The sequence below is a fragment of the Klebsiella planticola genome, assembly GCF_000783935.2.
GTDB lineage: Bacteria > Pseudomonadota > Gammaproteobacteria > Enterobacterales > Enterobacteriaceae > Klebsiella > Klebsiella planticola.
This window is the reverse complement of sequence record NZ_CP026047.1, coordinates 3,703,906-3,727,101: the sequence shown is the minus strand read 5'-3', so window position 1 is coordinate 3,727,101 and position 23,196 is coordinate 3,703,906. Positions and strand designations below refer to the sequence as shown.

Genomic DNA, 23,196 nt, shown 5'->3' with positions numbered 1-23,196 from the left:
TCCACGTCAGCTGATGACACCGGACGCCGGCTGTGGTTAATTAAAGCTCCCCCGACGGGAGCTTTTTTTATGGGAGTGGACCAATGAAACGAACTTTAATTGCCCTCGCAGCCCTGCTGGCAAGCGGACAGGCGCTGGCGGACGAATGTGCTAACGCCGGCAATCAGGCTGAGTTGAACCAGTGTACGGCAGCACAATATCAGGCGGCCGATAGCAAGCTGAATCAGACCTATCAGGAAGCGCTGAAACGCGCCGCGGGTAAACAGCAGGAACAGCTGAAAAAAGCGCAGCTGGCGTGGATAGCGCTGCGCGACGCCGACTGCACCTTCCTCGCTTCCGGCGCCGAAGGCGGCAGCGTCCAGCCGATGCTTATCAACCAGTGTATGGCAGACAAAACCGTGGAGCGTGAATCGTTCCTTGCTTCGCTGCTGCAGTGTGAAGATGGCGACCAGAGCTGCCCGCTTCCCCCCGCCAATTAACGTACCCGGATACCTTCAATGATCATCCGCTGGACGTTCTCTACGGTTTGTTGAAAAAACGCCTCGTCGCGCAACGTTGCGCCGGTGACCGCCTCAATCTGCGTGGCAAAATCGGCGTAATGTTGAGTGGTGGCCCAGATCATGAAGATCAGATGCTGAGGGTCGACCGGTGCCAGTTTCCCGCTATCGACCCAGCCAGAGACAATCGCCGACTTTTCATCCACCAGCGCTTTCAGATCGCCGGTCAGCTCGCCCATCAGCAGCGGCGCGCCCTGTAGCATCTCCAGACAAAACAGCCTGGAGGCCTGCGGATAATCGCGCGACACCTCCAGCTTGAGGCGAATATATTCGCGGATAGCGACCAGCGGGCTGATATCTTCGCGAAACGCCCTCAGCGGCGCCAGCCAGATGGTGAGGATCTGCTGCAGCACGGCGACATACAGCGCCTCTTTCGACGGGTAGTAATAGAGTAGATTCGTTTTCGATACCCCGGCCAGCTCTGCAACCTGCTCAAGCCGCGTACCGTGGATACCAAACTGGGAAAATGCGTCCAGCGCAGCGGCCAGGATAGCCTCTTTCTTTGCGCTCACCGCCTGCGAACGCTTCCCGGTTTTTTTCACAGCGCCCTCTGCCATCATCATCTCCTTCTTTCAACGCCATCAGCATAGCAAAAGCCCAACCTTGACACGACCTTATGCACCCCAATTGCGCATGACTGCCGTTTTTTCGTGCACTCATTTTGACCATTTAGTCCACTTTTATCACCTTCATTTTAAGCAACCAATACGCAACACATTAATAACATTGATTTTTGCAAAACTGGCATTCCCTTTGCTTTAGCTTTCTGGCGAGGTGACCCAGGAGATGCAGGATGCAGCACCGCGCGCCTTCTTCGTCAACGATTGCAGAGAGGTACGTATGAAAATTGGTGTCTTCGTTCCGATTGGTAATAACGGCTGGTTGATTTCAACCCATGCCCCGCAGTACATGCCGACGTTCGAACTGAATAAAGCGATCGTCCAGAAAGCGGAGCATTACCATTTTGATTTTGCGCTGTCGATGATCAAACTGCGCGGTTTCGGCGGCAAAACCGAGTTCTGGGATCATAACCTCGAATCTTTCACCTTAATGGCCGGCCTGGCCGCAGTGACCTCGCGGATCCAGATCTACGCCACCGCCGCGACGCTCACGCTGCCGCCGGCCATTGTCGCCCGGATGGCCTCCACCATCGACTCTATCTCCGGCGGCCGCTTCGGCGTCAATCTGGTGACCGGCTGGCAAAAACCGGAATATGAGCAGATGGGCATCTGGCCCGGCGACGATTATTTCGCCCGCCGCTACGACTATCTCACCGAATATGTCCAGGTACTGCGCGACCTGTGGGGCACCGGGCGCAGCGACTTTAAAGGCGACCACTTCACGATGAACGACTGTCGCGTCAGCCCGCAGCCGTCGCAGCCGATGAAAGTGATCTGCGCCGGGCAAAGCGACGCGGGCATGGCCTTCTCCGCCCAGTATGCCGACTACAACTTCTGCTTCGGCAAAGGGGTCAATACCCCGACCGCCTTTGCGCCGACCGCCGCGCGCATGATGCAGGCGGCGGAAAAGACCGGTCGCGACGTGGGCTCCTATGTGCTGTTCATGGTCATCGCCGATGAAACCGACGAAGCGGCCCGCGCCAAATGGGAGCACTACAAGGCGGGAGCCGATGACGAAGCGCTGGCCTGGCTCACCGAACAAAGCCAAAAAGACACCCGCTCCGGCAGCGACACCAACGTCCGCCAGATGGCCGACCCGACCTCGGCGGTCAATATCAATATGGGAACGCTGGTGGGCTCCTACGCCAACGTCGCCCGAATGCTCGACGACGTCGCCTCCGTCCCCGGCACCGACGGCGTCCTGCTGACGTTTGATGATTTTCTTTCTGGCATCGATGCCTTTGGCCAGCGCATTCAGCCGCTGATGCGCTGCCGTGACCATATTGCCACCGTTACCCGCGAGGTTGCCTGATGATTACGCTTTCCGCCCGTCCGGAATCCCTGACCTTCCCGGCGCAAAATAGCGCGCTGATCGTCGTCGATATGCAAAACGCCTATGCCAGCCAGGGAGGATATCTCGATCTTGCCGGGTTTGATGTCTCCGCCACCCGGCCGGTTATCGACAACATTAATACCGCCGTTGCCGCGGCCCGCGCCGCCGGCATGCTGATCATCTGGTTCCAGAACGGCTGGGATGAGGAGTATATGGAAGCCGGTGGCCCGGGCTCGCCGAACTACCACAAATCTAACGCTCTGAAGACCATGCGCCGTCGTCCTGAACTGCAGGGCAAACTGTTGGCTAAAGGCGGCTGGGATTATCAACTGGTCGATGAGCTGCAGCCCCAGCCCGGCGATGTGGTGCTGCCGAAACCGCGCTACAGCGGCTTTTTCAACACTCAGCTGGACAGTATTTTGCGCAGCCGCGGCATTCGCCACCTGATCTTTACCGGCATCGCCACCAATGTTTGCGTGGAGTCCACCCTGCGCGACGGCTTCTTCCTCGAGTATTTCGGCGTCGTGCTGGAAGATGCCACCCACCAGGCGGGCCCGGCTTTCGCCCAGCAGGCTGCACTGTTCAATATTGAGACCTTCTTTGGCTGGGTCAGCGACGTCGCCAGCTTCTGCGATGCGCTGGCCCCGGCCGCCCCGCTATCTTTCCCGGAGGAGAAACGTTATGCCTAAACAGGTGATTATTCCGCCCGGCACCACCACGCCGATTGCCCCTTTCGTCCCTGGCACCCTGGCCGATGGGGTGGTGTATGTCTCCGGCACCCTGCCGTTTGACAAGCAAAATAACGTGGTCCACATCGGCGACCCAAAGGCGCAAACCCGTCACGTTCTGGAAACGATCAAAACGGTGATCGAAACGGCGGGTGGCAGCATGGAGGATGTGACGTTCAACAGCATCTTTATCACCGACTGGAAAAACTACGCCGCGATTAACGAAGTCTATGCCGAGTTCTTCCCAGGGGATAAACCGGCGCGCTTCTGCATTCAGTGCGGGCTGGTCAAGCCGGAGGCGCTGGTAGAGATAGCGACCGTCGCCCATATCGGAAAAGCAGCATCATGAAACTGAATATCTCCCCGCCCCCCTTTGAGGGTGCACCGACGGTCGTGCTGAGCGCCGGCTTAGGCGGTGCGGGCAGCTACTGGCTGCCGCAGCGCGCGGCGCTGGAACAACGGTATCAGCTGGTGAGCTATGATCAAAACGGCACCGGTGAAAACGCCGGGCCGCTGCCCGCCGGCTACAGCATGGCGACCATGGCGCAGGAGCTCAATCAGGCGCTGCAGGCGGCGGGAATATCCCGCTTTGCCCTGGTGGGTCACGCCCTGGGGGCGCTGATTGCCCTGCAGCTGGCGCTGGACTTTCCGCAGGCGGTCAGCGGCCTGGTGTTGGTCAACGGCTGGCTAACCCTGTCTCCCCACACCCGCCGCTGTTTTCAGGTACGCGAGCGTCTGCTGCACGCGGGCGGTGCCCAGGCGTGGGTCGAAGCACAACCTTTATTTCTCTACCCGGCGGAGTGGATGGCCGCGCGGATGCCGAGGCTAGAGGCGGAAGATGCTCTCGCCCTCAGCCATTTTCAGGGCAAGGAGAATCTGCTCAAGCGGCTGCAGGCGTTGAAGCAGGCCGACTTTTCTCGCCGGGCGTCCGCCGTGGCATGCCCGACCCTGATCGTCAGCGCCCATGACGATCTGCTGGTTCCTGCCTCCTGCTCGCGCACGCTACAAGCGGCGATAGCGGGCAGCCAGCGGGTCGAGATGGCCTGGGGCGGCCACGCCTGCAACGTGACTGATGCCGACACCTTCAACCCTATTTTATGCAACGGGCTGGCCGCCATGCTGGCCTGATATCAGGAGAATCTATGAGCGAAAGCATTAGCCAAAGCGCGCGCGACAGTCTGTTTACTCACGCCCGTACCCACAATGGCTGGCTGGATAAACCGGTCAGCGATAGCCTGCTGCACGAAATATACGATCTGATGAAAATGGGGCCGACCTCCGCCAACTGCTCCCCCGCACGGATCCTGTTTGTCCGCACGCCGGAAGGAAAGGAGAAACTGCGTCCGACGCTCTCCAGCGGCAACCTCGAAAAAACCCTGCGCGCGCCGGTGACCGCCATCGTGGCCTGGGATCGCGCCTTCTACGATCGCCTGCCGACGCTGTTCCCCCACGGCGATGCCCGCAGCTGGTTCACCTCCAGTCCGCAGCTGGCGGAAGAGACCGCCTTTCGCAACAGCTCTCTGCAGGCGGCATATCTGATTTTCGCCTGCCGCGCCCTTGGCCTGGATACCGGCCCGATGTCAGGGTTTGACCGCGACAAGGTTGATGCGGCGTTCTTTGCCGACAGCGGCTGGAAGAGCAACCTGTTGATTAATATTGGTTATGGCGACACTGCCAAACTGTATGGCCGCCTGCCGCGCCTGTCCTTTGATGATGCCTGCCAGCTGGCGTAAGGAGCCACTATGTCCGTAGCGGATAAACAGAGTTTTCGTGACGCCATGGCCCAGGTCGGCGCGGCGGTCAACGTGATTACCACCGATGGCCCGGCGGGTCGCGCCGGATTTACCGCCAGCGCGGTCTGTAGCGTCACCGATACGCCGCCAACGCTGCTGGTCTGTCTCAACCGCTCCGCCTCGGTGTGGCCAACCTTCCGCCAGCACCAGGCGCTGTGCGTCAACACCCTGGCGGCTGGCCAGGAGTCGCTCTCCAACGTCTTTGGCGGTAAAACGCCGATGGCGGAGCGTTTCGCCGCCGCCGAATGGCAAACCGGTCTCACCGGCTGCCCGCGCCTGGTCGATGCGCTGGTCAGCTTCGATTGTCGTATCAACCAGATAGTCAGCGTCGGCACCCACGACATTTTGTTCTGTGAAGTGGCCGCCATCGTCAGACATCCAGAGCCGCGCGGGCTGATGTGGTTCGACCGCGGCTACCACACGCTTATGCGTCCAGCCTGTTAACTTCAAACCCGGGATATCATCATGGCACTTTTCGATTTTCCTCGCTGGCAGTTGACCTCCCCTTCCGCCGCGTCCGGCGTGGTGGCCCCCGATGAACGCCTCTCCGTCGGACAAACGATGGTCATGGGCGTCCAGCACGCGGTCGCCATGTTTGGCGCCACCGTGCTGATGCCCATCCTGATGGGGCTGGATCCTAACCTGGCGATTTTATTGTCCGGTATCGGCACGCTGCTGTTTTTCCTGGTAACCGGCGGTCGGGTGCCAAGCTACCTGGGCTCCAGCGCCGCCTTCATCGGCGTGGTTATCGCCGTCACCGGCTTTAATGGTCAGGGACTCAATCCGCACCTTAGCGTCGCCCTCGGAGGAATTATCGCCTGCGGCCTGGTGTATACCCTGATTGGCGTGGTAGTGATGAAAATCGGTACCCGCTGGATTGAACGACTGATGCCGCCGGTGGTGACCGGCGCGGTGGTGATGGCCATTGGGCTCAATCTCGCCCCCATCGCCGTACACAGCGTCTCCGCCTCCGCCTTCGATGGCTGGATGGCGGTGCTGACCGTACTCTGTATCGGACTGGTGGCGGTCTTTACCCGCGGGATGATCCAGCGGCTGCTGATTCTCGTCGGCCTGATCGTTGCCTGCGGGCTGTACGCGCTGCTGGCGAATCTCCTCGGGTTGGGTAAACCGCTCGACTTTACCTTACTGCACCAGGCGGCGTGGTTCGGGCTGCCGCACTTTACCGCCCCGACCTTTGACGGCCAGGCGATGATGCTGATAGCCCCGGTGGCGGTGATTCTGGTGGCGGAAAACCTGGGGCATCTGAAAGCGGTCGCCGGCATGACCGGACGCAATATGGACCCTTATATGGGACGGGCGTTCGTCGGTGACGGGCTGGCGACGATGCTCTCCGGCGCGGTAGGCGGCAGCGGCGTGACCACCTATGCGGAAAATATCGGCGTGATGGCGGTGACCAAAGTCTATTCCACCCTGGTGTTTGTTGCCGCCGCGCTGATTGCCATTTTACTCGGCTTTTCACCGAAGTTTGGCGCGTTGATCCATACGATCCCCGGGCCGGTTATCGGCGGCGCGTCGATCGTGGTCTTTGGCTTGATTGCGGTCGCCGGCGCCCGTATCTGGGTACAGAATCGGGTTGACCTGAGTCAGAACAGCAATCTGATCATGGTGGCGGTCACGCTGGTGCTCGGCGCCGGAGATTTCGCCCTGTCGCTGGGCGGGTTTACCCTTGGCGGGATCGGAACGGCCACCTTTGGCGCGATTTTACTTCACGCGCTGCTGAACCGCCGCGCACGTGAAGCAGAACAGCCCGACGTCACCCCCGTTTAAAACGCTACGCTTACGGGGCGGCGAAGAACGTGTCGCCCCACAATCTCATGCGCTGCCAGGGGGGCTCGCGACAGGCAATAAAAACCGCCGGCGGAGGCCGGCGGCGAGGAGGATGTGGCGGGTGCCGAGGAGAGTAGAGCCACATCGAACACAGTCAGCCGGGCAGGTCAGCTATGACGATTGCCGTGACTGTTTTTCCCCCCTTTTTTGCCGGCTTCCGAGGCGCGCTGAGGATCGTTTTTGAAGTTCCCCCCGCTATGCTGGCCACCCTTACGACCTGCTTCTGATGCTCTTTCACGATCCTCAGCAAAGTTGCCGGAACCGCCACGATGGTTTGCCATCACTGACCTCCACTTGGTTAGACATCATCTTGCATTGCGTACAATACGAGGCCGCGACTCAGCGGCATATGGCATGGCCATTTTTCGTATTGCGTGCTGTTAAGCGTAGTGAAGGAAACTCATTCACCAGACAAATAGTAACATTCTGTAATAATTTGACGGCCACAACGGATTTACCGCCGCCCGCGCCGCGCTAAGCGTCTCTTATGGCTGATGAAAAGCGGGCAGATAAAGATGTTTCTTTTTGCGACAAACGCGTTCTTTGCAATTTTGTTATAAATCAAATAAATGATTGTTAGATTTGCACTCTTAGCCAGAGGCCTTATCTTTAAAGGTAGCCAGTCGTTTGGCTGGTCTCTAACGCAACCGAGGAGTGATGCAAATGGCTAAAATTCTGGTGCTTTATTATTCAATGTATGGACACATCGAAACCATGGCTCACGCTGTCGCCGAAGGGGCGAACAAAGTAGACGGCGTTGAGGTGGTCGTGAAGCGCGTGCCGGAAACTATGCAAGCTGAGGCGTTCGCCAAAGCAGGCGGGAAAACGCAGAATGCGCCCGTCGCCACGCCGCAGGAACTGGCAGAGTATGATGCCATCATCTTTGGTACCCCCACCCGTTTCGGCAATATGTCCGGACAAATGCGCACCTTCCTCGATCAGACCGGCGGCCTGTGGGCATCGGGCGCACTGTACGGCAAACTGGCCAGCGTCTTTAGCTCTACCGGTACCGGCGGTGGACAAGAGCAGACCATTACCTCTACCTGGACCACGCTTGCCCATCATGGGATGGTGATTGTCCCTATCGGCTACGGCGCCCAGGAGCTTTTTGATGTGTCGGCGGTGCGCGGCGGCACACCGTATGGCGCAACCACTATCGCCGGCGGCGATGGTTCTCGTCAGCCAAGTCAGGAAGAGCTGGCGATCGCCCGCTATCAGGGTGAACATGTCGCAGGACTGGCAGTTAAACTACACGGCTAACCTTCAGCAGGAGGATTTGCATGCCAACTCAAGAAGCGAAAGCCCACCACGTGGGTGAATGGGCTAGTTTACGAAATACCTCTTTAGAGATCGCCGAAGCGATTTTTGAATTAGCCAAATACGATGAAAAGCTAGCAGAGAAAATTTGGGAAGAAGGCAGCGATGAAGTGCTCTCTTTGGCCTTCGCGAAAACGGATAAAGACGCCCTTTTCTGGGGCGAACAGACCATCGAGCGCAAAAACGTGTAACCCGGAGTGCCCGGCGCATGACCGGGCCAACAAAACAAGACCCGGACCGACCAGCCATGGCCGGTCCGTTTTTTTTATTTCGCCGCGTCGTTCATCACCTGCTTAAAGGTCTCCATCGGACAGAAGCCGTTTGCATCCACCGGACAGCCGTTCAGCGCCAGGGTCACGCGCTGCGGCGGGGATTGCAGGGTTAAGGTTTCGGTATTGCGCAGCTGCGCCGTGCTTTGATACACATACTCAATTTTCATCAGCTCACGGTTGGCGCCGCTATCATGCCAGCGCTGGAAAACAATTTTCCCGCCGATCGGGGTCCGTTCATACTGGTCATGCAGCTGATAAGGTTTGAAGTCTAACGCCGTCAGCAGTGAGGCAATATTGGAATCGTGCCCCACCAGCAGCGTCACTTTCGCCGCCTGAGCGGGATCGCTGACCAGCGCTTTATCGATATATTTCACCAGCGGTTTAGCCACGTTGCGCGCCACTTCCGCCGAGGTGAACAGGCTATCCTGATAGCCGTTTTTCAGCTTCGACAACACCTGCCACTGTTTGTCGGTTTTTATCTCGCCCCACGCCACCTGATCCAGCGGATACCCTTCGTAATACTGCAGCGTGAAGGCATCAACCAGCGAGTTGCCCACCTTTAACGGCCCGGAAACGCCCGGTTCCTGCTGATATTTTGCGCTGAAGGTATCCTTGCCGTCGCTCAGCGAGCACTGCTGCTTCTCTTTGCAGGACGGTGAATTTTGATAGTCCGTCATCACTTCGAGTAGCTTGTAGCTGTCGGCCAGCTGCATGGTCTGCCGCTCTTTTTCCATCGCCTGTACGGCTTTTTCGCTGAAGGCGGCAGAATCGTCGGTAATCACCGGATTAAACGTCGGGTCCATGGTGCCCATTTGCGGCTGGTGATGAACCGTAACCCCACAGCCGGGGAACGCGCCGGTTATAAAGAACTGCGCAGTCGCCACGGTACGTTGCAGGCTGTTGGCGTAGGCGTAAACGCTATTCTCCGCCGGACACTCGCCGCGGGTGACCAGCCCCTGCTGCGCCAGCCATTCGCGCATATAGTGCCCCATATAGACCTCAAGCACGCCGCCCTTAGTGGTCAGTTGACCGCCGGGCACATCCCACTCCGGCCATGATTTCGGCGTTGACTGCTCCAGCACGCTGCCGTTGTTGGCCAGCGGCGCGCGCAGGTTGTGGCGACTCATGATCAACACCTGCTGTAGCTGATAGCCCTGCGGTGCCGTCTGTTCCTCTGCCTGGGCAGCCGTCGATAACAATACGGCGCCGGCTACGACGCTGGCGAGTAGATTCTTTTGCATCCCTTAATCCTCAGTCAGTGATTATCATCGCTTTCATTGTGACAAATTGATGACATTTTTCCGCACGACGGCTCGCAAACTCACGCAACGGGAGAAACTTTTCGCAGCCCGGGGAAATAGTTTTATAATAAAACAACTGAAGCCACAGGAGCTCTCGTGAAACGTACTCGTCTGGAAAACAGCAGTTGCCCCATTGCCCGCTCACTTGACGTCATTGGCGACTGGTGGTCGCTACTCATTGTCCGCGATGCCCTGGGGGGGACCCGGCGCTTCAGCGAATTTCAAAAGCACCTTGGCATTGCTAAGAACATGCTCGCCGGGCGGCTAAAAATGCTGGTGGAAGAAGGTATTCTCACGATGCAGCCCGCTTCGGACGGTAGCGCGTGGCAGGAGTACGTGCTTACCGAAAAGGGGCGTGGGCTGCAAACTGTGCTGGTGGCGCTGGCGCAATGGGCCGACGAGTATCTGTTGACGCCCGACGAACCCGCCACCGTGTTGATTGATAATCTCACGCGCCAGCCGCTGCGCAAGCTGGTGCTACAGTCCGCCGATGGCCGGACGCTCCGCCCCGACGACATTACCGCCAGACTTCCGCTAACAGACTGATTTTAATAATTATTACTTTTTAATCATTCCTCATAATAAAATAACCTCCGTCAATTGGTTGCATTATTAAACCATTTAACGCATGCTGAATTTGGTTTAATAATGCAACCATATTACTTGAGGTAACTCCATGACGACCCCTTCTTATACCGCTTTGATTACCGGCGCATCTTCCGGCATCGGCGCCCTCTATGCCGAACGTCTCGCCGCTCGCGGCTATCACCTGATTCTGGTCGCACGCCGGGAAGAACGTTTGCAGGCCCTCGCCCAAGAGCTGCAGCGCCAGTACGGCATCCGGGCCGACGTACTCAAGGCAGACCTGAGCGAAGAAAGCGGTATCCGCGCCGTTGAAGCGCGCCTGCAATCGGATCCGACGATTGCGCTGGTGATTAACAACGCTGGCACGGCGAAAATGGGAGGGTTACTGACCACGGATGTGCGCGAACATCAGATGATTCATACCCTGAATACCACCGCTCTGCTGCGCCTGAGCTATGCGGCGTTGGCCGCCTTCAGCCCGCGAGGTCAGGGGACGCTGATCAATATCGCCTCCATTCTTGCGCTGCATGCGCTACCGGGCAGCGCCGTCTACAGCGCCAGCAAGGCGTGGGTGCTGAGCTTTACCCGCGCGCTTCAGGAGGAGTTTTCCGACAGCGGTTTGCGTATTCAGGCGGTGCTTCCGGCGGCAACCGCGACGGATCTGTGGCCCACCTCCGGCGTCGCTCTTGACGCACTGCCGGCAGGCTCGGTGATGACGACGGAAGATCTGGTGGACGCGGCGCTTAGCGGCCTTGATCAGGGCGAAAATATCACCCTGCCGCCGGTTCACGATCTGGCGCTCTGGACCCATTACGACCAGGCGAGGCTCGCGCTGTTCGGCAGCGCACGCACCGGCCAACCGGCGCCGCGCTATCGCCGGGCTTAACGTTTGAGCAGGTGGCCGTGCTGACTCATCCACTCCGCCAGCGGCTGAAGTGCGCTGCGCATCGACAGTCCCAGGTCAGTTATCTGATATTCAACGCGGGGGGGAATTTCGGGATAGACGCAGCGCGACACCAGCCCGCGCTGCTCGAACAACCGCAGCTGGCGGGTCAGCTCTTTTTGCGTAATCGGCGCCGCCGCGCGCAGCAGTTCGCCGAAGCGCACCGGCGCATTAAGGACAATCAGCCGGTAGAGAATCGGGATCGCCCACTTCCCGGCAATCAGATTAACAAAATCGGTCATCGGGCAAGCATGCTGCACGAAATTATTTTCCCCGACGCGCGCCGCTGTCTTCGCCATAGCACACCTTTCGCCTCATTAGTATCCAATTGGTACCTGGTATCCTTTGGATACTAAAGCTTTTATAGTCCCTTTTCCACATCACTATCAGGAGAAGGTAATGGGACGTTTAGCAGGAAAATATGCGCTGATAACCGGCGGGACCAGCGGGATTGGTCTCGCTACGGCGCAGACGTTTATCGCCGAAGGGGCGCAGGTGGCGGTGACAGGGCGCAATCCGGTCGCCCTTGAGCAGGCGCAGGCGCTACTGGGTAACAATGGCTGGGTCATCGCCGCCGATTCCGGCGACGCCGCCGGGCAGCGCCAGCTGGCCGCAACCCTCACCGACCGCTGGCCGCAGCTGGATGTGGTGTTCGTCAACGCCGGTGATGTCACCCATGCCTCCTTCGGCGACTGGCGCGAAGCGGAGTGGGATCGATTGATGAATATCAACCTGAAAGGGCCGTTCTTCTTGCTGCAGGCGCTGCTGCCGCTGCTCGCCAACCCGGCGTCGGTCATTCTTTGCGGATCGGTCAGCGCCCATATCGGCCTGCCCACCAGCAGCGCCTATGCCGCCAGTAAAGCCGGGCTGCTGTCGCTGGCGCGTACCCTGTCGGCGGAGCTGCTACCGCACGGTATCCGGGTGAATGGCCTGAGTCCGGGCCCCGTGCGCACCCCGGCGCTGGATAAACTCGGCCTCAGCGCCCAGGCCTTGAGCGACCTGCAGGAGGAGATCAAAAACCTGGTGCCGCTGGGACGGATGGGCACGCCGCAGGAGCTGGCCAACGCCGCCCTGTATCTGGCATCGGATGAGTCCAGCTACGTACTCGGCAGCGAACTGCGGGTGGATGGCGGCACGGGAAATCTCTGAGCCGGCGGCGGCGGGCGTTACTCCGGTAGCGGTACCGCCGCCAGCGTGCAGATCGCCTCATGCTCGCCGCCGCGACGATCGACCATCACCACTTTGTCCCCCGCTTTTTTGCCTTCACAGGGTTTTAGCACCTGATCCATGATTCGTTCGCGGGTTTGTTGGCGATCTGACTCCGCTGCGCCGGCAAATGAAGTCAGGATAAGAGTCAGCCCAACCAGGCCGACGATATGTTGATTACGCATGCATTACTCTCAGACAATTCTTACTCAAATGCAGGGTATCAGCCCGCGGGCCGTACGTCTGTAAAATCACTTAACGGAGTGTTACCCGACCGACGAAACGGCGCTTCAGACCGGTCAGTATGATTTTATCATCCTGATTTTTTTCGATTTTAACCGTAAAACGAGTCATATTTCGGACACATCCTGATGCTATCTTACACGTAACTTAATAGAGTTCATGGTTTTCAACTCAAGCCCAGGATCGCTTATGTCCAGTATTATTCTCATTGTTGTCGCGGTCATTTTGCTGGGAGTGGCGATTTACAGTCTGGTGTCATACGTCAAAGAACGCCGCGCCAGCCAGCTCCCGACCCATAAGAAGAAAAAATAGCCCCTCCCGAGGTACCACGTTGCGCCACGACGCATCCAGGAAGAATAAAAGCAGGCGTTATGCCTGCTTTTATTCTTTACTTCCTGTTCAGTCTGAACGGTTACGACTCCCAGGCCTGCTCCGCTTTACGGGCGTCAAACTGCGGCGGAGGCTGACGGAAGCGACGGGTCAGCCAGGTCAGATACAGCAGCCCTAACGCCGCCCACACCAGACCCAGGGTCAATGATGTTGCCTCCAGGTTAACCCACAGGACCGCTACCGTCGCCGCGCCAATTAGCGGCAGAATCAGGTAGTGCACGCGATCCTTCCACGTTTTGTTATAGCCTTTACGCCGCCAGAAGTGGTTGAACACTGACAGGTTGACGAAGGTAAACGCCACCAGCGCGCCAAAGTTAATCAGCGCCGTCGCGGTCACCAGATCAAAGAACAGCGCCGACATCGCCACCACGCCCACCATCAACACGTTGAGGGCCGGGGTCCGCCATTTCGGATGGACATAGCCAAAAATACGCTCCGGAAAGACGTTATCGCGCCCCATGACATACAGCAGGCGGGAGACGCTGGCGTGCGACGCCAGCCCCGACGCCAGCGTGTTGACGAAGGTGGTACAGAGGAAAATCGACTGGAACAGTTTCCCGCCGACGTACAGCGCAATTTCCGGCAGCGCCGCATCCGGATCCTTAAAGCGGCTGATATCGGGGAAAAAGAGCTGCATAAAGAAGGAGGCGACGATAAAGATAATCCCGCCATAGACCGCCGTCAGGAAAATGGCTTTCGGAATGGTGCGTGCGGCATCCGGCGTCTCTTCCGACAGCGTGGTGACCGCATCAAAACCGAGGAACGAGAAACAGACAATCGTCGCCCCGGTGATAATCGGAATCAGATGGGCATTCTGGCTGATAAACGGTTGCAGCGACCAGACGGTCCCGACCCCTTCACCCTTATGCAGCCCCTGCACCACCAGGAAAATAAAGACGACCATGATCGCAATCTGCACCAGCACAAACAGCGTATTGAAGTTGGCCACCAGATTGACGCTTTTGATATTCGCCGCGGTCAGAATCGCCACAAACCCCACCACCCACACCCACGGCGGAACTTCCGGAAACAGCGCCGACAGATAGATCTTCGCCAGTAGCACGTTGATCATCGGTAAAAAGAGATAATCCAGCAGTGAAGACCAGCCCACCATAAAACCCACGTGCGGGCTGATCGACTTCTGCGCATAGGTATACGCCGACCCGGCCTCCGGGAACTGTCGCACCAGCTTACCGTAGCTGATGGCGGTGAACAGCACCCCGGCCAGCGCCAGAAGATAGGACGCGGGAACGTGGCCGTTACTGATTCCCGAGACAATACCAAAGGTATCAAACACCGTCATCGGGGTGAGATAGGCCAGCCCCATCATCACCACCTGCCAGAGCTTGAGCGACTTGCGCAAACGCGGTTTCCCCGCCGCGGATGAGATGTCGAGAGAAGTGTTAGCAGCCATAGTTATACCCCCCCATGTAAACGTGGGTTTGCGGGCGCAATGACCGGGTAACAAACCTGCTTAGCAAGGGGGTAAGGCATAAATAATCGGTTAAAACGTTTCGGCATACGGCGGTTGATTTCGCGTTATTACGGCATGCATCGCGGCCTTCATGGCCTCCTTCTCCCTGCGGATATTTGAACATCGGCGTCATCTCTTACCTCGTCACACACTGTGTCGTTAACTGAAGCCCCGTTATCGCCTGCGCTCCTTTACGCGACATCCGGGAAATGGCTGGACTCCCAGCAAAAACGTCCGACCAGGCTCCGCTCAGGCCGTATGATGCTACTTGTCTATCAAATCTACAGGCCCCTTGCGGGGCGGCAATCAGGCGTTTTTCAACATCCACTCAATTTCTGTTTCTGTGATAAGACGCTCAAACTGCAATAATTCGTCATGTTTACAGGCGTGGTAAACGTGGCAGAAACGTTCCCCCAGGCGCTCACGCAGGCTATCGTTTTGCATAAACTCCCACAGCGCATCGCTTTGACGGATCGGGAACGGCAGCCCTTCCTGCTCCAGACCGTTGCCTTCCACCTCTTCCTGCAACGGCAGCGTATTGTCCAGACCGTGCAAGATGCCGGCAAAGATCGCCGCCATCACCAGATACGGGTTGGCGTCGGCCCCCGCCACGCGATACTCCACCCGGTGATTCTGGCGATCGCCGCAGGGGATCCGCAGCGCCACCGTCCGGTTGTTATGCCCCCAGGAGGCCTGCGTCGGCACATACATACCCGGCTGGAAGCGGCGATATGAGTTGACGTTTGGCGCCAGCAGCGCCATCGACGCCGGCATCAGGTCAATCATCCCGGCGAGCGCGCGTTTCAGCAGCGCAGAATCTTCGCCACTGGCATCCGCGAGAACGTTTTCGCCCTTGTTGTTTTGCATGCTGATATGGATATGCATCCCGCTACCGGCATGCTCTTCATAAGGCTTGGCCATAAAAGTGGCATGCATCTTATGCTTCTCTGCCATCAAACGCACGAGGCGTTTTAACGCCAGAGCATCGTCGCAGGCATCCAGCACGTTATCGGTGTGATGAAGGTTGATTTCGAACTGACCCGGCGACGCTTCCGCCACCGCGCCATCGGCCGGAATCAGCTGCAGCTGGGCCAGCTCATCAATGTCGTTGAGCACGTCGGCGAAGTGGTTGAGGTTATCCACGGAGTAGACCTGGCTTTGGGTGTTGCGATCGCCGGTACCCGGCGCGCAAGGCGGCTGGAGATAGCCTTCCGCATCGCGTTTACGATCGAGTAAATAGAACTCCAGCTCTACCGCTACCACGGGGAACAACCCACGCTGGCGCAGCTGCTGCCAGAGTCGATTGAGAACGTTCCGCGGCTCAACGTCAAAGGGAGCGCCATCTTCATCAACCATGGTCAGCTGCAGCTGCGCGATAGACTCCGGGTCGGCGGCAGAAGGGGTTAAGGTGCCCGGTACCGGTACGCAGGTACAGTCCGGTTCCCCCATCTCCTGGCCCAGACCGGCCTCTTCCACCACATTCCCCAGAATATCCATGGCAAAAACGGAGGCCGGGAAGTAGCACCCTTTTTCCAGTTTGCTCAGGCTGGAGACCGGGATGCGCTTACCGCGGAAACAGCCGTTCAGATCGGTCAGCAGCACATCGACGTACTGCGTATTCGGATACTGCTCAAGGTAGCGCTTCACTTCCCAGGTGAATGCGCTGCCCCGTCTCTCTTCTGACTGCTGAACAAAATTCTCAACTTCTACAATATTGGTTTCCATCATTCACCGCCGTTGTGTTGGTTTCGGAGCCGGGCTTTCTTGCCGTTAAATATAATGTCCACTATTCGAATGTGTATGCAAACAAAATGTTTGTCAAATGTTAAATTAAGTTTGCAAACGGCAATTCTCACTGCTAGATTGAGAAAATATTGAACGATATGGCCATTTAAAGCGCTAAACGGTCATAATTTAGTCCACTTTGTGAGGGCGATCATGGAAAATATAATGTACAAGCCAGTTATTGGTGTCGTGATGTGCAGGAACAGGCTGAAGGGTCACCAGACCCAGACCCTGCAAGAAAAATACCTGAATGCAATAATTAACGCCGGTGGATTGCCGATTGCCCTGCCGCATGCGCTGGCCGAACCGGAACTGCTTGCCGCGTTGTTACCGCAACTGGACGGCATTTACCTGCCGGGCAGCCCCAGCAATGTGCAGCCGCACCTTTATGGTGAAAACGGCGATGAGCCTGACGCCGATCCCGGGCGTGATCTTCTGAGCATGGCACTGATAAACGCCGCACTCGAAAGGCGCATCCCCATTTTCGCCATCTGCCGTGGGTTACAGGAACTGGTTGTCGCCACCGGTGGGACTCTGTATCGTCGTCTTTTCGAGCAGCCGGAGCTCCTCGAACATCGCGAAGATGCGGAACTGCCGGTAGAGCAGCAATATGCGCCGTCTCACGAAGTACAGGTTCAGCAAGGAGGATTACTTTCACAGTTAATACCGGGCTGCAACACGTTTTGGGTAAACTCGCTACATGGGCAGGGAGCAAAGACATTAAGCTCGCGTCTGCGCGTCGAAGCCCGTTCTTCCGATGGGCTGGCAGAAGCGGTCAGCGTCAATGACCACCCCTTCGCGCTGGGGGTACAGTGGCATCCGGAATGGAACAGTAGTGAATACGCCCTGTCGCGTTTGTTGTTTGAAGGTTTTATCACCGCCTGTCAGAACCGCATGGCTGAAAAGCCGCGGCTCTGACCATTACAGTTAAGGAAATGCAAATATGAGCGATGACGGACTGGCGCCAGGAAAACGTCTGTCAGCGATCCGCCAACAGCTGGGTCTCTCACAACGTCGTGCCGCCGAACTGTCTGGGTTAACACATAGTGCCATCAGTACCATAGAACAGGACAAAGTCAGTCCTGCCATCAGTACGCTGCAAAAGCTGCTGAAAGTTTATGGGCTGTCGCTCTCGGAATTCTTTTCTGAACCAGAAAAACCTGATGAACCGCAGGTGGTTATTAATCAGGATGACCTTATCGAAATCGGCAGTCAGGGGGTTTCGATGAAGCTGGTGCATAACGGAAATCCGAACCGTACGCTGGCGATGATTTTTGAAACTTACCAGCCTGGAACCACAACCGGGGAGAGGATCAAACATCAAGGTGAGGAAATTGGCACCATACTGGAAGGTGAAGTCGTACTGGTCATCAATGGTCAGTCGTATCATCTGGTTGCTGGGCAAAGCTATGCCATAAATACCGGCATACCGCACAGTTTCAGCAATACTTCGGCCGGCATTTGCCGAATTATCAGTGCCCATACCCCCACCACATTCTGATTTTTTAGCCTGAGCAGGTTTCAGGCTTTCTTCTGGCCTGCTCCGTCGGATGCCCTGTTTCCGGCGGAGCGAAGAACACGCAAATAATACGCAGCGTAGTGCGGAATCTTATTTCCTGCTGGCCGCAATAATACGCGCAAATAAAACGCGCTAAAGACGGTATCTGACTCCGGGGACGCCCTGCGCCCTGTGCTGTCTGAAATGCCCACTATTCGATTATGTGATTAAGGAGTCTTATATGGATTTCAAACATCTGGCCTGGTGGCAGGATAAAGCGAAAAGCATGGAGATTGAAACGCGGTTATTTATTAATGGCGAATACTGCTCTGCTGTCGATAATACCACGTTTGAAACCATCGACCCTGCCGCCCAGCACACGCTGGCGCACGTCGCCCGCGGTAAAAAGGCCGACGTCGACCTCGCCGTTCAGGCCGCGCGCCGCGTCTTTGAATGCGGCGACTGGTCACAGGCATCACCCGCGAAGCGTAAAGCGGTGCTCAATAAGCTGGCGGACCTGATGGAAAGCCACCGTGAAGAGCTGGCGCTGCTGGAGACCCTCGATACCGGAAAGCCGATCCGCCACAGCCTGCGCGACGATATCCCCGGCGCTGCCAGGGCCATCCGCTGGTATGCGGAAGCCATCGACAAAGTGTATGGCGAAGTCGCGCCGACCGGCGTCAATGAGCTGGCGATGATCGTCCGCGAACCGGTAGGCGTGATTGCCGCCGTGGTCCCGTGGAATTTCCCGCTGCTGCTGGCCTGCTGGAAACTCGGCCCGGCGCTGGCTACCGGCAATAGCATCGTGCTTAAACCGTCTGAGAAATCACCGCTCACCGCCCTGCGTCTTGCAGGCCTGGCGAAAGAAGCCGGGCTGCCGGACGGTGTGCTGAACGTGATCAGCGGTTTTGGCCATGAAGCGGGCCAGGCCCTGGCGCTGCACCCGGACGTCGAGGTCATCACCTTTACCGGCTCCACCCGCACCGGCAAACAGCTGTTAAAAGATGCCGGCGACAGCAATATGAAGCGCGTCTGGCTGGAAGCCGGCGGTAAAAGCGCCAATATCGTCTTTGCCGACTGCCCGGATCTGCAAAAAGCGGTCAACGCCACCGCCGGCGGCATCTTCTACAACCAGGGCCAGGTGTGCATCGCCGGGACCCGCCTGCTGGTTGAAGACAGCATTGCCGATGAGTTCCTCAGCCGTCTGCAGGAGCAGGCTCGCCTCTGGCAGCCGGGCAACCCGCTCGACCCCAACACCACCATGGGCATGTTGATTGATAACACCCATGCCGACAGCGTCCACAGCTTTATCCGCGTGGGTGAGAGTCACAGCACCTTACTGATCGATGGGCGGAAAAATCCGTGGCCGGCCGCCGTCGGCCCGACCATTTTTGTCGATGTCGATCCGGCCTCTCCTCTGAGCCGGGAAGAGATTTTCGGCCCGGTACTGGTGGTTACCCGCTTCACCTGCGAAGAAGAGGCGTTACGGCTTGCCAACGACAGCCATTACGGCCTGGGCGCCGCGGTCTGGACGCGCGATCTTTCCCGCGCCCACCGCATGAGCCGGCGCCTGAAAGCGGGCTCCGTTTTTGTGAACAACTATAACGATGGTGATATGACCGTCCCGTTTGGCGGCTATAAGCAAAGCGGAAACGGACGCGATAAGTCTCTGCACGCGCTGGAAAAATTCACCGAACTGAAAACGATTTGGATGACTCTGGAGTCTTAATTATGACCGAACATACCACCAGTTATTACGCCGCCAGCGCCAACAAATACGCACCGTTTCCGACGCTGAGCGAATCCATCAGCTGCGATGTCTGCGTGGTCGGCGGCGGCTACACCGGCCTCTCTTCCGCCTTACATCTTGCCGAAATGGGCTATGACGTGGTGCTGCTGGAAAGCGCCCGGATCGGCTTTGGCGCCAGCGGGCGCAACGGCGGCCAGCTGGTAAACTCCTACAGCCGCGATATCGACGTGATTGAAAAAACCTACGGACCGGACGCGGCAAGAATGCTCGGCAGCATGATGTTTGAAGGTGGCGAGATCATCCGCGAACGTATCCAGCGCTATCAGATTCAGTGCGACTATCGTCCCGGCGGCCTGTTTGTGGCGATGAACCACAAACAGCTGGGAACCCTGGAAGAACAGAAAGCGAACTGGGAGCGCTACGGTAATAACCAGCTGGAGCTGCTGGACGCCAATGCCATCCGCCGCGAGGTCAACAGCGATCGTTACACCGGCGCCCTGCTCGATCATAGCGGTGGTCATATTCATCCTCTGAATCTGGCCATCGGCGAAGCGGATGCCATTCGTCTGAACGGCGGACGGATTTATGAACAATCGCCGGTCACCCGTATCCAGCACACCAGCCCGGCAGTGGTGAGCACCGCCAAAGGCCAGGTGACCGCCCGCTACGTGATCGTCGCCGGGAACGCCTACCTTGGCGACAAAGTGGAGCCGGAGCTGGCCAAACGCAGTATGCCGTGCGGTACCCAGGTGGTCACCACCGAGCCGCTGTCCGAGGAGGTCGCCCGCTCGCTGATCCCGAAAAATTACTGCGTGGAGGACTGCAACTATCTGCTGGACTACTACCGCCTGACCGGCGATAACCGTCTGCTGTACGGTGGTGGCGTGGTCTACGGCGCCCGCGATCCGGACGATGTTGAACGCCTGATCATGCCGAAGCTGCTGAAGACTTTCCCGCAGCTGAAAGGGGTGAAAATCGATTATCGCTGGACCGGCAACTTCCTGCTGACGCTTTCGAGGATGCCGCAGTTCGGTCGCCTGGACAACAACATCTATTACATGCAGGGCTACAGCGGCCACGGCGTCACCTGTACCCACCTCGCCGGTCGGCTGATTTCCGAGCTGCTGCGCGGGGATGCCGAGCGCTTCGACGCCTTTGCCAACCTGCCGCACTACCCGTTCCCGGGCGGACGAAGCCTGCGTATTCCGTTTACCGCAATGGGCGCGGCGTACTACAGCCTGCGCGACCGCCTCGGGGTGTAAGCCGGTACGCCGCCTGGGGTCGATAACTGCCGCCGGGTTCGTTGATCCCGCGCCCGGCGCGCCTTCGACGGCGCCAGGGCACCGTTTACTGGCGCCGGCTGTTTGACCGCACGCCCGGCAGCACCCGCCGCCGGGCGTGTTCTCGTCTTACGCATCAGGTTTCGCGGCTCACGATGCATTGCTGTGGATAGTGCTGCTGAAAGTAGTGGCGTAAAAACTCTACCGTGGCCCGGATTTTCGCCGAGGTCGCCAGCCGCGACACATACACCGCCCAGATATTGGCCGGTTGAGAATATTCCGGCAGCAGATGCACCAGGTGGCCGCTGGCGATGTTGTCACGGACATCCCACCACGAGCGTAGCGAGATCCCCTGCCCGTCCAGACACCACTGATGCACGATCTCCCCGTGGTTAGAGGAGAGCGGGCCGGTCACCTTAATGGCCTGCTCCCCCTCTTTTCCGTGAAGCTGCCAGACGCCAAACGGCCGATCGCGCTCTTTAATCACCAGACAGGGCAAGGTCGCCAGATCGCTAAGCTGCCTGGGCTGCGGATAGCGGGCCAGAAACGCCGGCGAAGCGCAGAGAATCCGCTGATTGGTCGCCAGTTTACGGGCAATCAGATTGGGGGCGATATCGTCACCCACGCGAATATCGAGATCGACGCCTTCATTCACCAAATCTACCAGCCGGTCTGCAACATCAAACCGCAGCTCCAGCTGCGGATACTGACGAGCCAGCGCCGACAGCGCCGGTGCCACCACCCGGCGCCCAAAGCCAAAGCTGCTGATAATCTTCAGCGTCCCCTGCGGCACCTGACGCACATCGGACAGCTCATCCATCATCTGGTCGACGTCCTGCAAAATGCGCTGCGCCCATTCGTAGATGCGCTCGCCCTCTTCGGTAATCGTGACCCGCCGGGTGGTGCGGTGCAGCAGCAGCACATTCAGCGTCTGCTCAAGCAACGCAATGCGCTTGCTGACAAACGCGGGCGAAACGCCCAGCTCTTCGGCGGCTGAGGCAAAACCGGCGCGGCGGGCAACCAGCATAAACACGCGTAAATCATTTAGCAGCGGCAGATTATTCATGAACTGTGTTTTATGTTTCACCAGTTAGCGTGATTAATTATGAACCAGTCAATTATAGGATAGAAAGGAAGTCAATTTTCATCGCTGATAAGTGAGAACCGGTATGAAGAAAACCTGTCGTATTGCCGCCATCCCAGGGGACGGTATTGGTAAAGAAGTTCTGCCTGAAGGTATTCGCGTATTACACGCCGCGGCGGAACGCTGGGATTTGTCATTAAGCTTTGAACAGATTGAATGGGCCAGCTGCGACTATTACGCCCGCCACGGCAAAATGATGCCGGACGACTGGCATGAGCAGCTGAAGACCTTTGATGCTATCTATTTTGGCGCCGTCGGCTGGCCAGAAACCGTCGCGGATCACGTCTCACTGTGGGGCTCGCTGCTCAAGTTTCGCCGCGAGTTCGATCAGTACGTCAACCTGCGCCCGGTGCGCCTGTTTCCCGGCGTTCCCTGCCCGCTGGCGGGTAAAAAAGCCGGCGATATTGATTTCTACGTGGTGCGGGAGAATACCGAAGGGGAATACTCCTCGCTCGGTGGACGCGTGAACCCCGGGACCGAACATGAGATGGTGATTCAGGAGTCGGTATTCACCCGCCGCGGCGTAGACCGGATCCTGCGCTACGCCTTTGAGCTGGCGCAAAGCCGCCCGCGTAAGACCCTGACCTCCGCCACCAAATCCAACGGGCTGGCCATCAGTATGCCCTTCTGGGATGAGCGCGTAGAAGCCATGGCCCGGGAGTACCCTGACATCCGCTGGGATAAACAGCATATCGATATCCTGTGCGCCCGCTTCGTCCTCCAGCCGGAACGCTTCGACGTGGTCGTCGGCTCAAATCTGTTCGGCGATATCCTCTCCGATCTTGGCCCGGCCTGTACCGGCACTATCGGCATCGCCCCGTCGGCGAACCTGAATCCGCAGCGCACCTTCCCGTCGCTGTTCGAGCCGGTACACGGCTCGGCGCCGGATATTTATGGCCAAAACATCGCCAACCCAATAGCCACTATCTGGGCCGGCGCCATGATGCTGGATTTCCTCGGCGCCGGCGACGCGCGCTATCAGGCGGCGCATGACGGTATTTTACTGGCCATTGAGCAGGTTATCGCCAGCGGGCCGAAAACGCCGGATATGAAGGGGAATGCCTCGACCCGGCAGGTCAGCGACGCCATTTGCCAGGCGATTTTGCGCTAACCCGCCTCCCCGGCGCCG

Annotated in this window: 28 protein-coding genes; 19 read left to right on the top strand and 9 right to left on the bottom strand. The window is 58.1% G+C overall.

The genetic code is table 11. The features are described from left to right. Window positions 1-83: 83 nt before the first annotated feature. Window positions 84-479: a lysozyme inhibitor LprI family protein gene (locus MC50_RS17905; protein ID WP_032700332.1), complete on the top strand. Its 396-nt coding sequence runs from the start codon at window positions 84-86 to the stop codon at window positions 477-479. On the opposite strand, the gene rutR is transcribed toward MC50_RS17905, so the two are convergent. Continuing rightward, on the bottom strand, window positions 476-1,114 hold the full coding sequence (gene rutR, locus MC50_RS17900) for an HTH-type transcriptional regulator RutR (RefSeq protein WP_032688413.1): 639 nt from the start codon (window positions 1,112-1,114) through the stop codon (window positions 476-478). The genes MC50_RS17905 and rutR overlap by 4 nt on opposite strands. 283 nt (window positions 1,115-1,397) lie before the next feature. Here rutR and rutA point away from each other — a divergent pair, with 283 nt between their 5' ends. From rutA to rutG, 7 genes are read left to right on the top strand one after another with little or no spacing between them, the layout of a single operon-like run. Continuing rightward, window positions 1,398-2,489, top strand: coding sequence for a pyrimidine utilization protein A (gene rutA / locus MC50_RS17895; RefSeq protein ID WP_032688611.1), 1,092 nt, complete (start codon window positions 1,398-1,400; stop codon window positions 2,487-2,489). Further along, entirely contained in the window at window positions 2,489-3,199 is a 711-nt protein-coding gene (gene rutB / locus MC50_RS17890) for a pyrimidine utilization protein B (protein ID WP_032695714.1), read from the top strand. The genes rutA and rutB overlap by 1 nt, the downstream gene beginning before the upstream one ends. Then, window positions 3,192-3,587: a pyrimidine utilization protein C gene (gene rutC / locus MC50_RS17885; RefSeq protein WP_032688415.1), complete on the top strand. Its 396-nt coding sequence runs from the start codon at window positions 3,192-3,194 to the stop codon at window positions 3,585-3,587. Before rutB ends, rutC begins: the two co-directional genes overlap by 8 nt. After that, a complete protein-coding gene (gene rutD / locus MC50_RS17880) occupies window positions 3,581-4,366 on the top strand; it encodes a pyrimidine utilization protein D (RefSeq protein WP_032695975.1) in 786 nt (261 codons plus the stop codon). Before rutC ends, rutD begins: the two co-directional genes overlap by 7 nt. Before the next feature lie 14 nt (window positions 4,367-4,380). Beyond that, the gene (locus tag MC50_RS17875; RefSeq protein WP_032688417.1) at window positions 4,381-4,971 is read left to right on the top strand and encodes a malonic semialdehyde reductase; all 591 of its coding nucleotides are present in this window, start codon (window positions 4,381-4,383) and stop codon (window positions 4,969-4,971) included. A gap of 9 nt (window positions 4,972-4,980) precedes the next feature. Further along, window positions 4,981-5,475, top strand: coding sequence for an NADH-dependent FMN reductase RutF (gene rutF, locus MC50_RS17870; RefSeq protein WP_004860416.1), 495 nt, complete (start codon window positions 4,981-4,983; stop codon window positions 5,473-5,475). A 21-nt stretch (window positions 5,476-5,496) separates the two neighbouring features. Next, window positions 5,497-6,819, top strand: a complete 1,323-nt coding sequence (gene rutG, locus MC50_RS17865; protein WP_032700334.1) for a pyrimidine utilization transport protein G — start codon at window positions 5,497-5,499, stop codon at window positions 6,817-6,819. Window positions 6,820-6,986: 167 nt separating this feature from the next. On the opposite strand, the gene MC50_RS17860 is transcribed toward rutG, so the two are convergent. Next, window positions 6,987-7,160, bottom strand: a complete 174-nt coding sequence (locus MC50_RS17860) for a con-10 family general stress protein (RefSeq protein WP_004860412.1) — start codon at window positions 7,158-7,160, stop codon at window positions 6,987-6,989. Between the two features lie 382 nt (window positions 7,161-7,542). Between MC50_RS17860 and wrbA the strand changes: the two genes are divergently transcribed. Together wrbA and MC50_RS17850 are read left to right on the top strand one after the other, a co-directional pair. Continuing rightward, a complete protein-coding gene (gene wrbA, locus MC50_RS17855; protein WP_004860410.1) occupies window positions 7,543-8,139 on the top strand; it encodes an NAD(P)H:quinone oxidoreductase in 597 nt (198 codons plus the stop codon). Between the two features lie 20 nt (window positions 8,140-8,159). Next, window positions 8,160-8,387, top strand: a complete 228-nt coding sequence (locus MC50_RS17850) for a YccJ family protein (RefSeq protein WP_004860407.1) — start codon at window positions 8,160-8,162, stop codon at window positions 8,385-8,387. Between the two features lie 74 nt (window positions 8,388-8,461). On the opposite strand, the gene agp is transcribed toward MC50_RS17850, so the two are convergent. Continuing rightward, on the bottom strand, window positions 8,462-9,709 hold the full coding sequence (gene agp, locus MC50_RS17845) for a bifunctional glucose-1-phosphatase/inositol phosphatase (RefSeq protein WP_047664612.1): 1,248 nt from the start codon (window positions 9,707-9,709) through the stop codon (window positions 8,462-8,464). Between the two features lie 156 nt (window positions 9,710-9,865). Here agp and MC50_RS17840 point away from each other — a divergent pair, with 156 nt between their 5' ends. Further along, the gene (locus MC50_RS17840) at window positions 9,866-10,315 is read left to right on the top strand and encodes a winged helix-turn-helix transcriptional regulator (RefSeq protein ID WP_032688420.1); all 450 of its coding nucleotides are present in this window, start codon (window positions 9,866-9,868) and stop codon (window positions 10,313-10,315) included. A gap of 130 nt (window positions 10,316-10,445) precedes the next feature. Then, a complete protein-coding gene (locus MC50_RS17835) occupies window positions 10,446-11,240 on the top strand; it encodes an SDR family NAD(P)-dependent oxidoreductase (protein WP_047664611.1) in 795 nt (264 codons plus the stop codon). Here the strand turns inward: MC50_RS17835 and MC50_RS17830 are convergent. Then, a complete protein-coding gene (locus tag MC50_RS17830) occupies window positions 11,237-11,596 on the bottom strand; it encodes a winged helix-turn-helix transcriptional regulator (RefSeq protein WP_032688422.1) in 360 nt (119 codons plus the stop codon). The two genes, MC50_RS17835 and MC50_RS17830, sit on opposite strands and share 4 nt — an antisense overlap. 100 nt (window positions 11,597-11,696) lie before the next feature. On the opposite strand from MC50_RS17830, the gene MC50_RS17825 reads away from it, so the two are divergent. Next, complete coding sequence (locus MC50_RS17825) at window positions 11,697-12,446, top strand: SDR family oxidoreductase (RefSeq protein ID WP_047664608.1); 750 nt, start codon at window positions 11,697-11,699, stop codon at window positions 12,444-12,446. Between the two features lie 17 nt (window positions 12,447-12,463). On the opposite strand, the gene MC50_RS17820 is transcribed toward MC50_RS17825, so the two are convergent. Next, window positions 12,464-12,688, bottom strand: a complete 225-nt coding sequence (locus MC50_RS17820; protein ID WP_032688424.1) for a hypothetical protein — start codon at window positions 12,686-12,688, stop codon at window positions 12,464-12,466. Between the two features lie 247 nt (window positions 12,689-12,935). Here MC50_RS17820 and MC50_RS28535 point away from each other — a divergent pair, with 247 nt between their 5' ends. Continuing rightward, the gene (locus tag MC50_RS28535; RefSeq protein ID WP_146047092.1) at window positions 12,936-13,058 is read left to right on the top strand and encodes a small membrane protein; all 123 of its coding nucleotides are present in this window, start codon (window positions 12,936-12,938) and stop codon (window positions 13,056-13,058) included. 100 nt (window positions 13,059-13,158) lie between these two features. Here the strand turns inward: MC50_RS28535 and MC50_RS17815 are convergent, their stop codons facing one another. The 3 genes from MC50_RS17815 to MC50_RS17805 form a co-directional block, all read right to left on the bottom strand. Beyond that, entirely contained in the window at window positions 13,159-14,550 is a 1,392-nt protein-coding gene (locus MC50_RS17815) for an APC family permease (RefSeq protein WP_032688425.1), read from the bottom strand. Continuing rightward, on the bottom strand, window positions 14,540-14,734 hold the full coding sequence (locus MC50_RS29380) for a YmjE family protein (protein ID WP_422662558.1): 195 nt from the start codon (window positions 14,732-14,734) through the stop codon (window positions 14,540-14,542). The genes MC50_RS17815 and MC50_RS29380 overlap by 11 nt, the downstream gene beginning before the upstream one ends. Before the next feature lie 182 nt (window positions 14,735-14,916). Beyond that, complete coding sequence (locus tag MC50_RS17805; RefSeq protein WP_032688426.1) at window positions 14,917-16,335, bottom strand: glutamine synthetase family protein; 1,419 nt, start codon at window positions 16,333-16,335, stop codon at window positions 14,917-14,919. 225 nt (window positions 16,336-16,560) lie between these two features. Between MC50_RS17805 and puuD the strand changes: the two genes are divergently transcribed. The 4 genes from puuD to MC50_RS17785 all read left to right on the top strand — a co-directional run bounded on the left by puuD (window position 16,561) and on the right by MC50_RS17785 (window position 20,905). Further along, the gene (gene puuD / locus MC50_RS17800) at window positions 16,561-17,313 is read left to right on the top strand and encodes a gamma-glutamyl-gamma-aminobutyrate hydrolase (protein ID WP_181890568.1); all 753 of its coding nucleotides are present in this window, start codon (window positions 16,561-16,563) and stop codon (window positions 17,311-17,313) included. A gap of 25 nt (window positions 17,314-17,338) precedes the next feature. Further along, the gene (puuR, locus tag MC50_RS17795; RefSeq protein WP_032688428.1) at window positions 17,339-17,896 is read left to right on the top strand and encodes an HTH-type transcriptional regulator PuuR; all 558 of its coding nucleotides are present in this window, start codon (window positions 17,339-17,341) and stop codon (window positions 17,894-17,896) included. Window positions 17,897-18,134: 238 nt separating this feature from the next. Further along, the gene (gene puuC / locus MC50_RS17790) at window positions 18,135-19,622 is read left to right on the top strand and encodes an aldehyde dehydrogenase PuuC (RefSeq protein WP_032695707.1); all 1,488 of its coding nucleotides are present in this window, start codon (window positions 18,135-18,137) and stop codon (window positions 19,620-19,622) included. Window positions 19,623-19,624: 2 nt separating this feature from the next. Then, window positions 19,625-20,905 (top strand): NAD(P)/FAD-dependent oxidoreductase, encoded by a 1,281-nt coding sequence (locus MC50_RS17785; protein WP_047664605.1) that lies wholly within the window; start codon window positions 19,625-19,627, stop codon window positions 20,903-20,905. A 154-nt stretch (window positions 20,906-21,059) separates the two neighbouring features. Here MC50_RS17785 and MC50_RS17780 read toward each other — a convergent pair whose 3' ends face one another. Further along, window positions 21,060-22,010, bottom strand: coding sequence for a LysR substrate-binding domain-containing protein (locus tag MC50_RS17780; RefSeq protein WP_163921880.1), 951 nt, complete (start codon window positions 22,008-22,010; stop codon window positions 21,060-21,062). Between the two features lie 82 nt (window positions 22,011-22,092). Between MC50_RS17780 and MC50_RS17775 the strand changes: the two genes are divergently transcribed. Further along, window positions 22,093-23,178, top strand: a complete 1,086-nt coding sequence (locus tag MC50_RS17775) for a tartrate dehydrogenase (protein WP_047664602.1) — start codon at window positions 22,093-22,095, stop codon at window positions 23,176-23,178. The last annotated feature ends 18 nt before the right edge of the window (window positions 23,179-23,196 follow it).

What these genes read in the sequence shown, in the direction of transcription:
- MC50_RS17875 (WP_032688417.1), top strand. Translation starts at nt 4,381, where the DNA reads ATGAGCGAAAGCATTAGCCAAAGCGCGCGCGACAGTCTGTTTACTCAC.
- agp (WP_047664612.1), bottom strand. Translation starts at nt 9,709, where the DNA reads ATGCAAAAGAATCTACTCGCCAGCGTCGTAGCCGGCGCCGTATTGTTA.
- rutA (WP_032688611.1), top strand. Translation starts at nt 1,398, where the DNA reads ATGAAAATTGGTGTCTTCGTTCCGATTGGTAATAACGGCTGGTTGATT.
- puuC (WP_032695707.1), top strand. Translation starts at nt 18,135, where the DNA reads ATGGATTTCAAACATCTGGCCTGGTGGCAGGATAAAGCGAAAAGCATG.
- puuR (WP_032688428.1), top strand. Translation starts at nt 17,339, where the DNA reads ATGAGCGATGACGGACTGGCGCCAGGAAAACGTCTGTCAGCGATCCGC.
- MC50_RS17860 (WP_004860412.1), bottom strand. Translation starts at nt 7,160, where the DNA reads ATGGCAAACCATCGTGGCGGTTCCGGCAACTTTGCTGAGGATCGTGAA.
- MC50_RS17820 (WP_032688424.1), bottom strand. Translation starts at nt 12,688, where the DNA reads ATGCGTAATCAACATATCGTCGGCCTGGTTGGGCTGACTCTTATCCTG.
- MC50_RS17785 (WP_047664605.1), top strand. Translation starts at nt 19,625, where the DNA reads ATGACCGAACATACCACCAGTTATTACGCCGCCAGCGCCAACAAATAC.
- MC50_RS17905 (WP_032700332.1), top strand. Translation starts at nt 84, where the DNA reads ATGAAACGAACTTTAATTGCCCTCGCAGCCCTGCTGGCAAGCGGACAG.
- MC50_RS17825 (WP_047664608.1), top strand. Translation starts at nt 11,697, where the DNA reads ATGGGACGTTTAGCAGGAAAATATGCGCTGATAACCGGCGGGACCAGC.
- MC50_RS17850 (WP_004860407.1), top strand. Translation starts at nt 8,160, where the DNA reads ATGCCAACTCAAGAAGCGAAAGCCCACCACGTGGGTGAATGGGCTAGT.
- MC50_RS17835 (WP_047664611.1), top strand. Translation starts at nt 10,446, where the DNA reads ATGACGACCCCTTCTTATACCGCTTTGATTACCGGCGCATCTTCCGGC.
- wrbA (WP_004860410.1), top strand. Translation starts at nt 7,543, where the DNA reads ATGGCTAAAATTCTGGTGCTTTATTATTCAATGTATGGACACATCGAA.
- MC50_RS17815 (WP_032688425.1), bottom strand. Translation starts at nt 14,550, where the DNA reads ATGGCTGCTAACACTTCTCTCGACATCTCATCCGCGGCGGGGAAACCG.
- MC50_RS17830 (WP_032688422.1), bottom strand. Translation starts at nt 11,596, where the DNA reads ATGGCGAAGACAGCGGCGCGCGTCGGGGAAAATAATTTCGTGCAGCAT.
- MC50_RS17775 (WP_047664602.1), top strand. Translation starts at nt 22,093, where the DNA reads ATGAAGAAAACCTGTCGTATTGCCGCCATCCCAGGGGACGGTATTGGT.
- rutF (WP_004860416.1), top strand. Translation starts at nt 4,981, where the DNA reads ATGTCCGTAGCGGATAAACAGAGTTTTCGTGACGCCATGGCCCAGGTC.
- MC50_RS28535 (WP_146047092.1), top strand. Translation starts at nt 12,936, where the DNA reads ATGTCCAGTATTATTCTCATTGTTGTCGCGGTCATTTTGCTGGGAGTG.
- puuD (WP_181890568.1), top strand. Translation starts at nt 16,561, where the DNA reads ATGTACAAGCCAGTTATTGGTGTCGTGATGTGCAGGAACAGGCTGAAG.
- MC50_RS17805 (WP_032688426.1), bottom strand. Translation starts at nt 16,335, where the DNA reads ATGGAAACCAATATTGTAGAAGTTGAGAATTTTGTTCAGCAGTCAGAA.
- rutR (WP_032688413.1), bottom strand. Translation starts at nt 1,114, where the DNA reads ATGGCAGAGGGCGCTGTGAAAAAAACCGGGAAGCGTTCGCAGGCGGTG.
- MC50_RS29380 (WP_422662558.1), bottom strand. Translation starts at nt 14,734, where the DNA reads ATGTTCAAATATCCGCAGGGAGAAGGAGGCCATGAAGGCCGCGATGCA.
- rutG (WP_032700334.1), top strand. Translation starts at nt 5,497, where the DNA reads ATGGCACTTTTCGATTTTCCTCGCTGGCAGTTGACCTCCCCTTCCGCC.
- rutB (WP_032695714.1), top strand. Translation starts at nt 2,489, where the DNA reads ATGATTACGCTTTCCGCCCGTCCGGAATCCCTGACCTTCCCGGCGCAA.
- rutC (WP_032688415.1), top strand. Translation starts at nt 3,192, where the DNA reads ATGCCTAAACAGGTGATTATTCCGCCCGGCACCACCACGCCGATTGCC.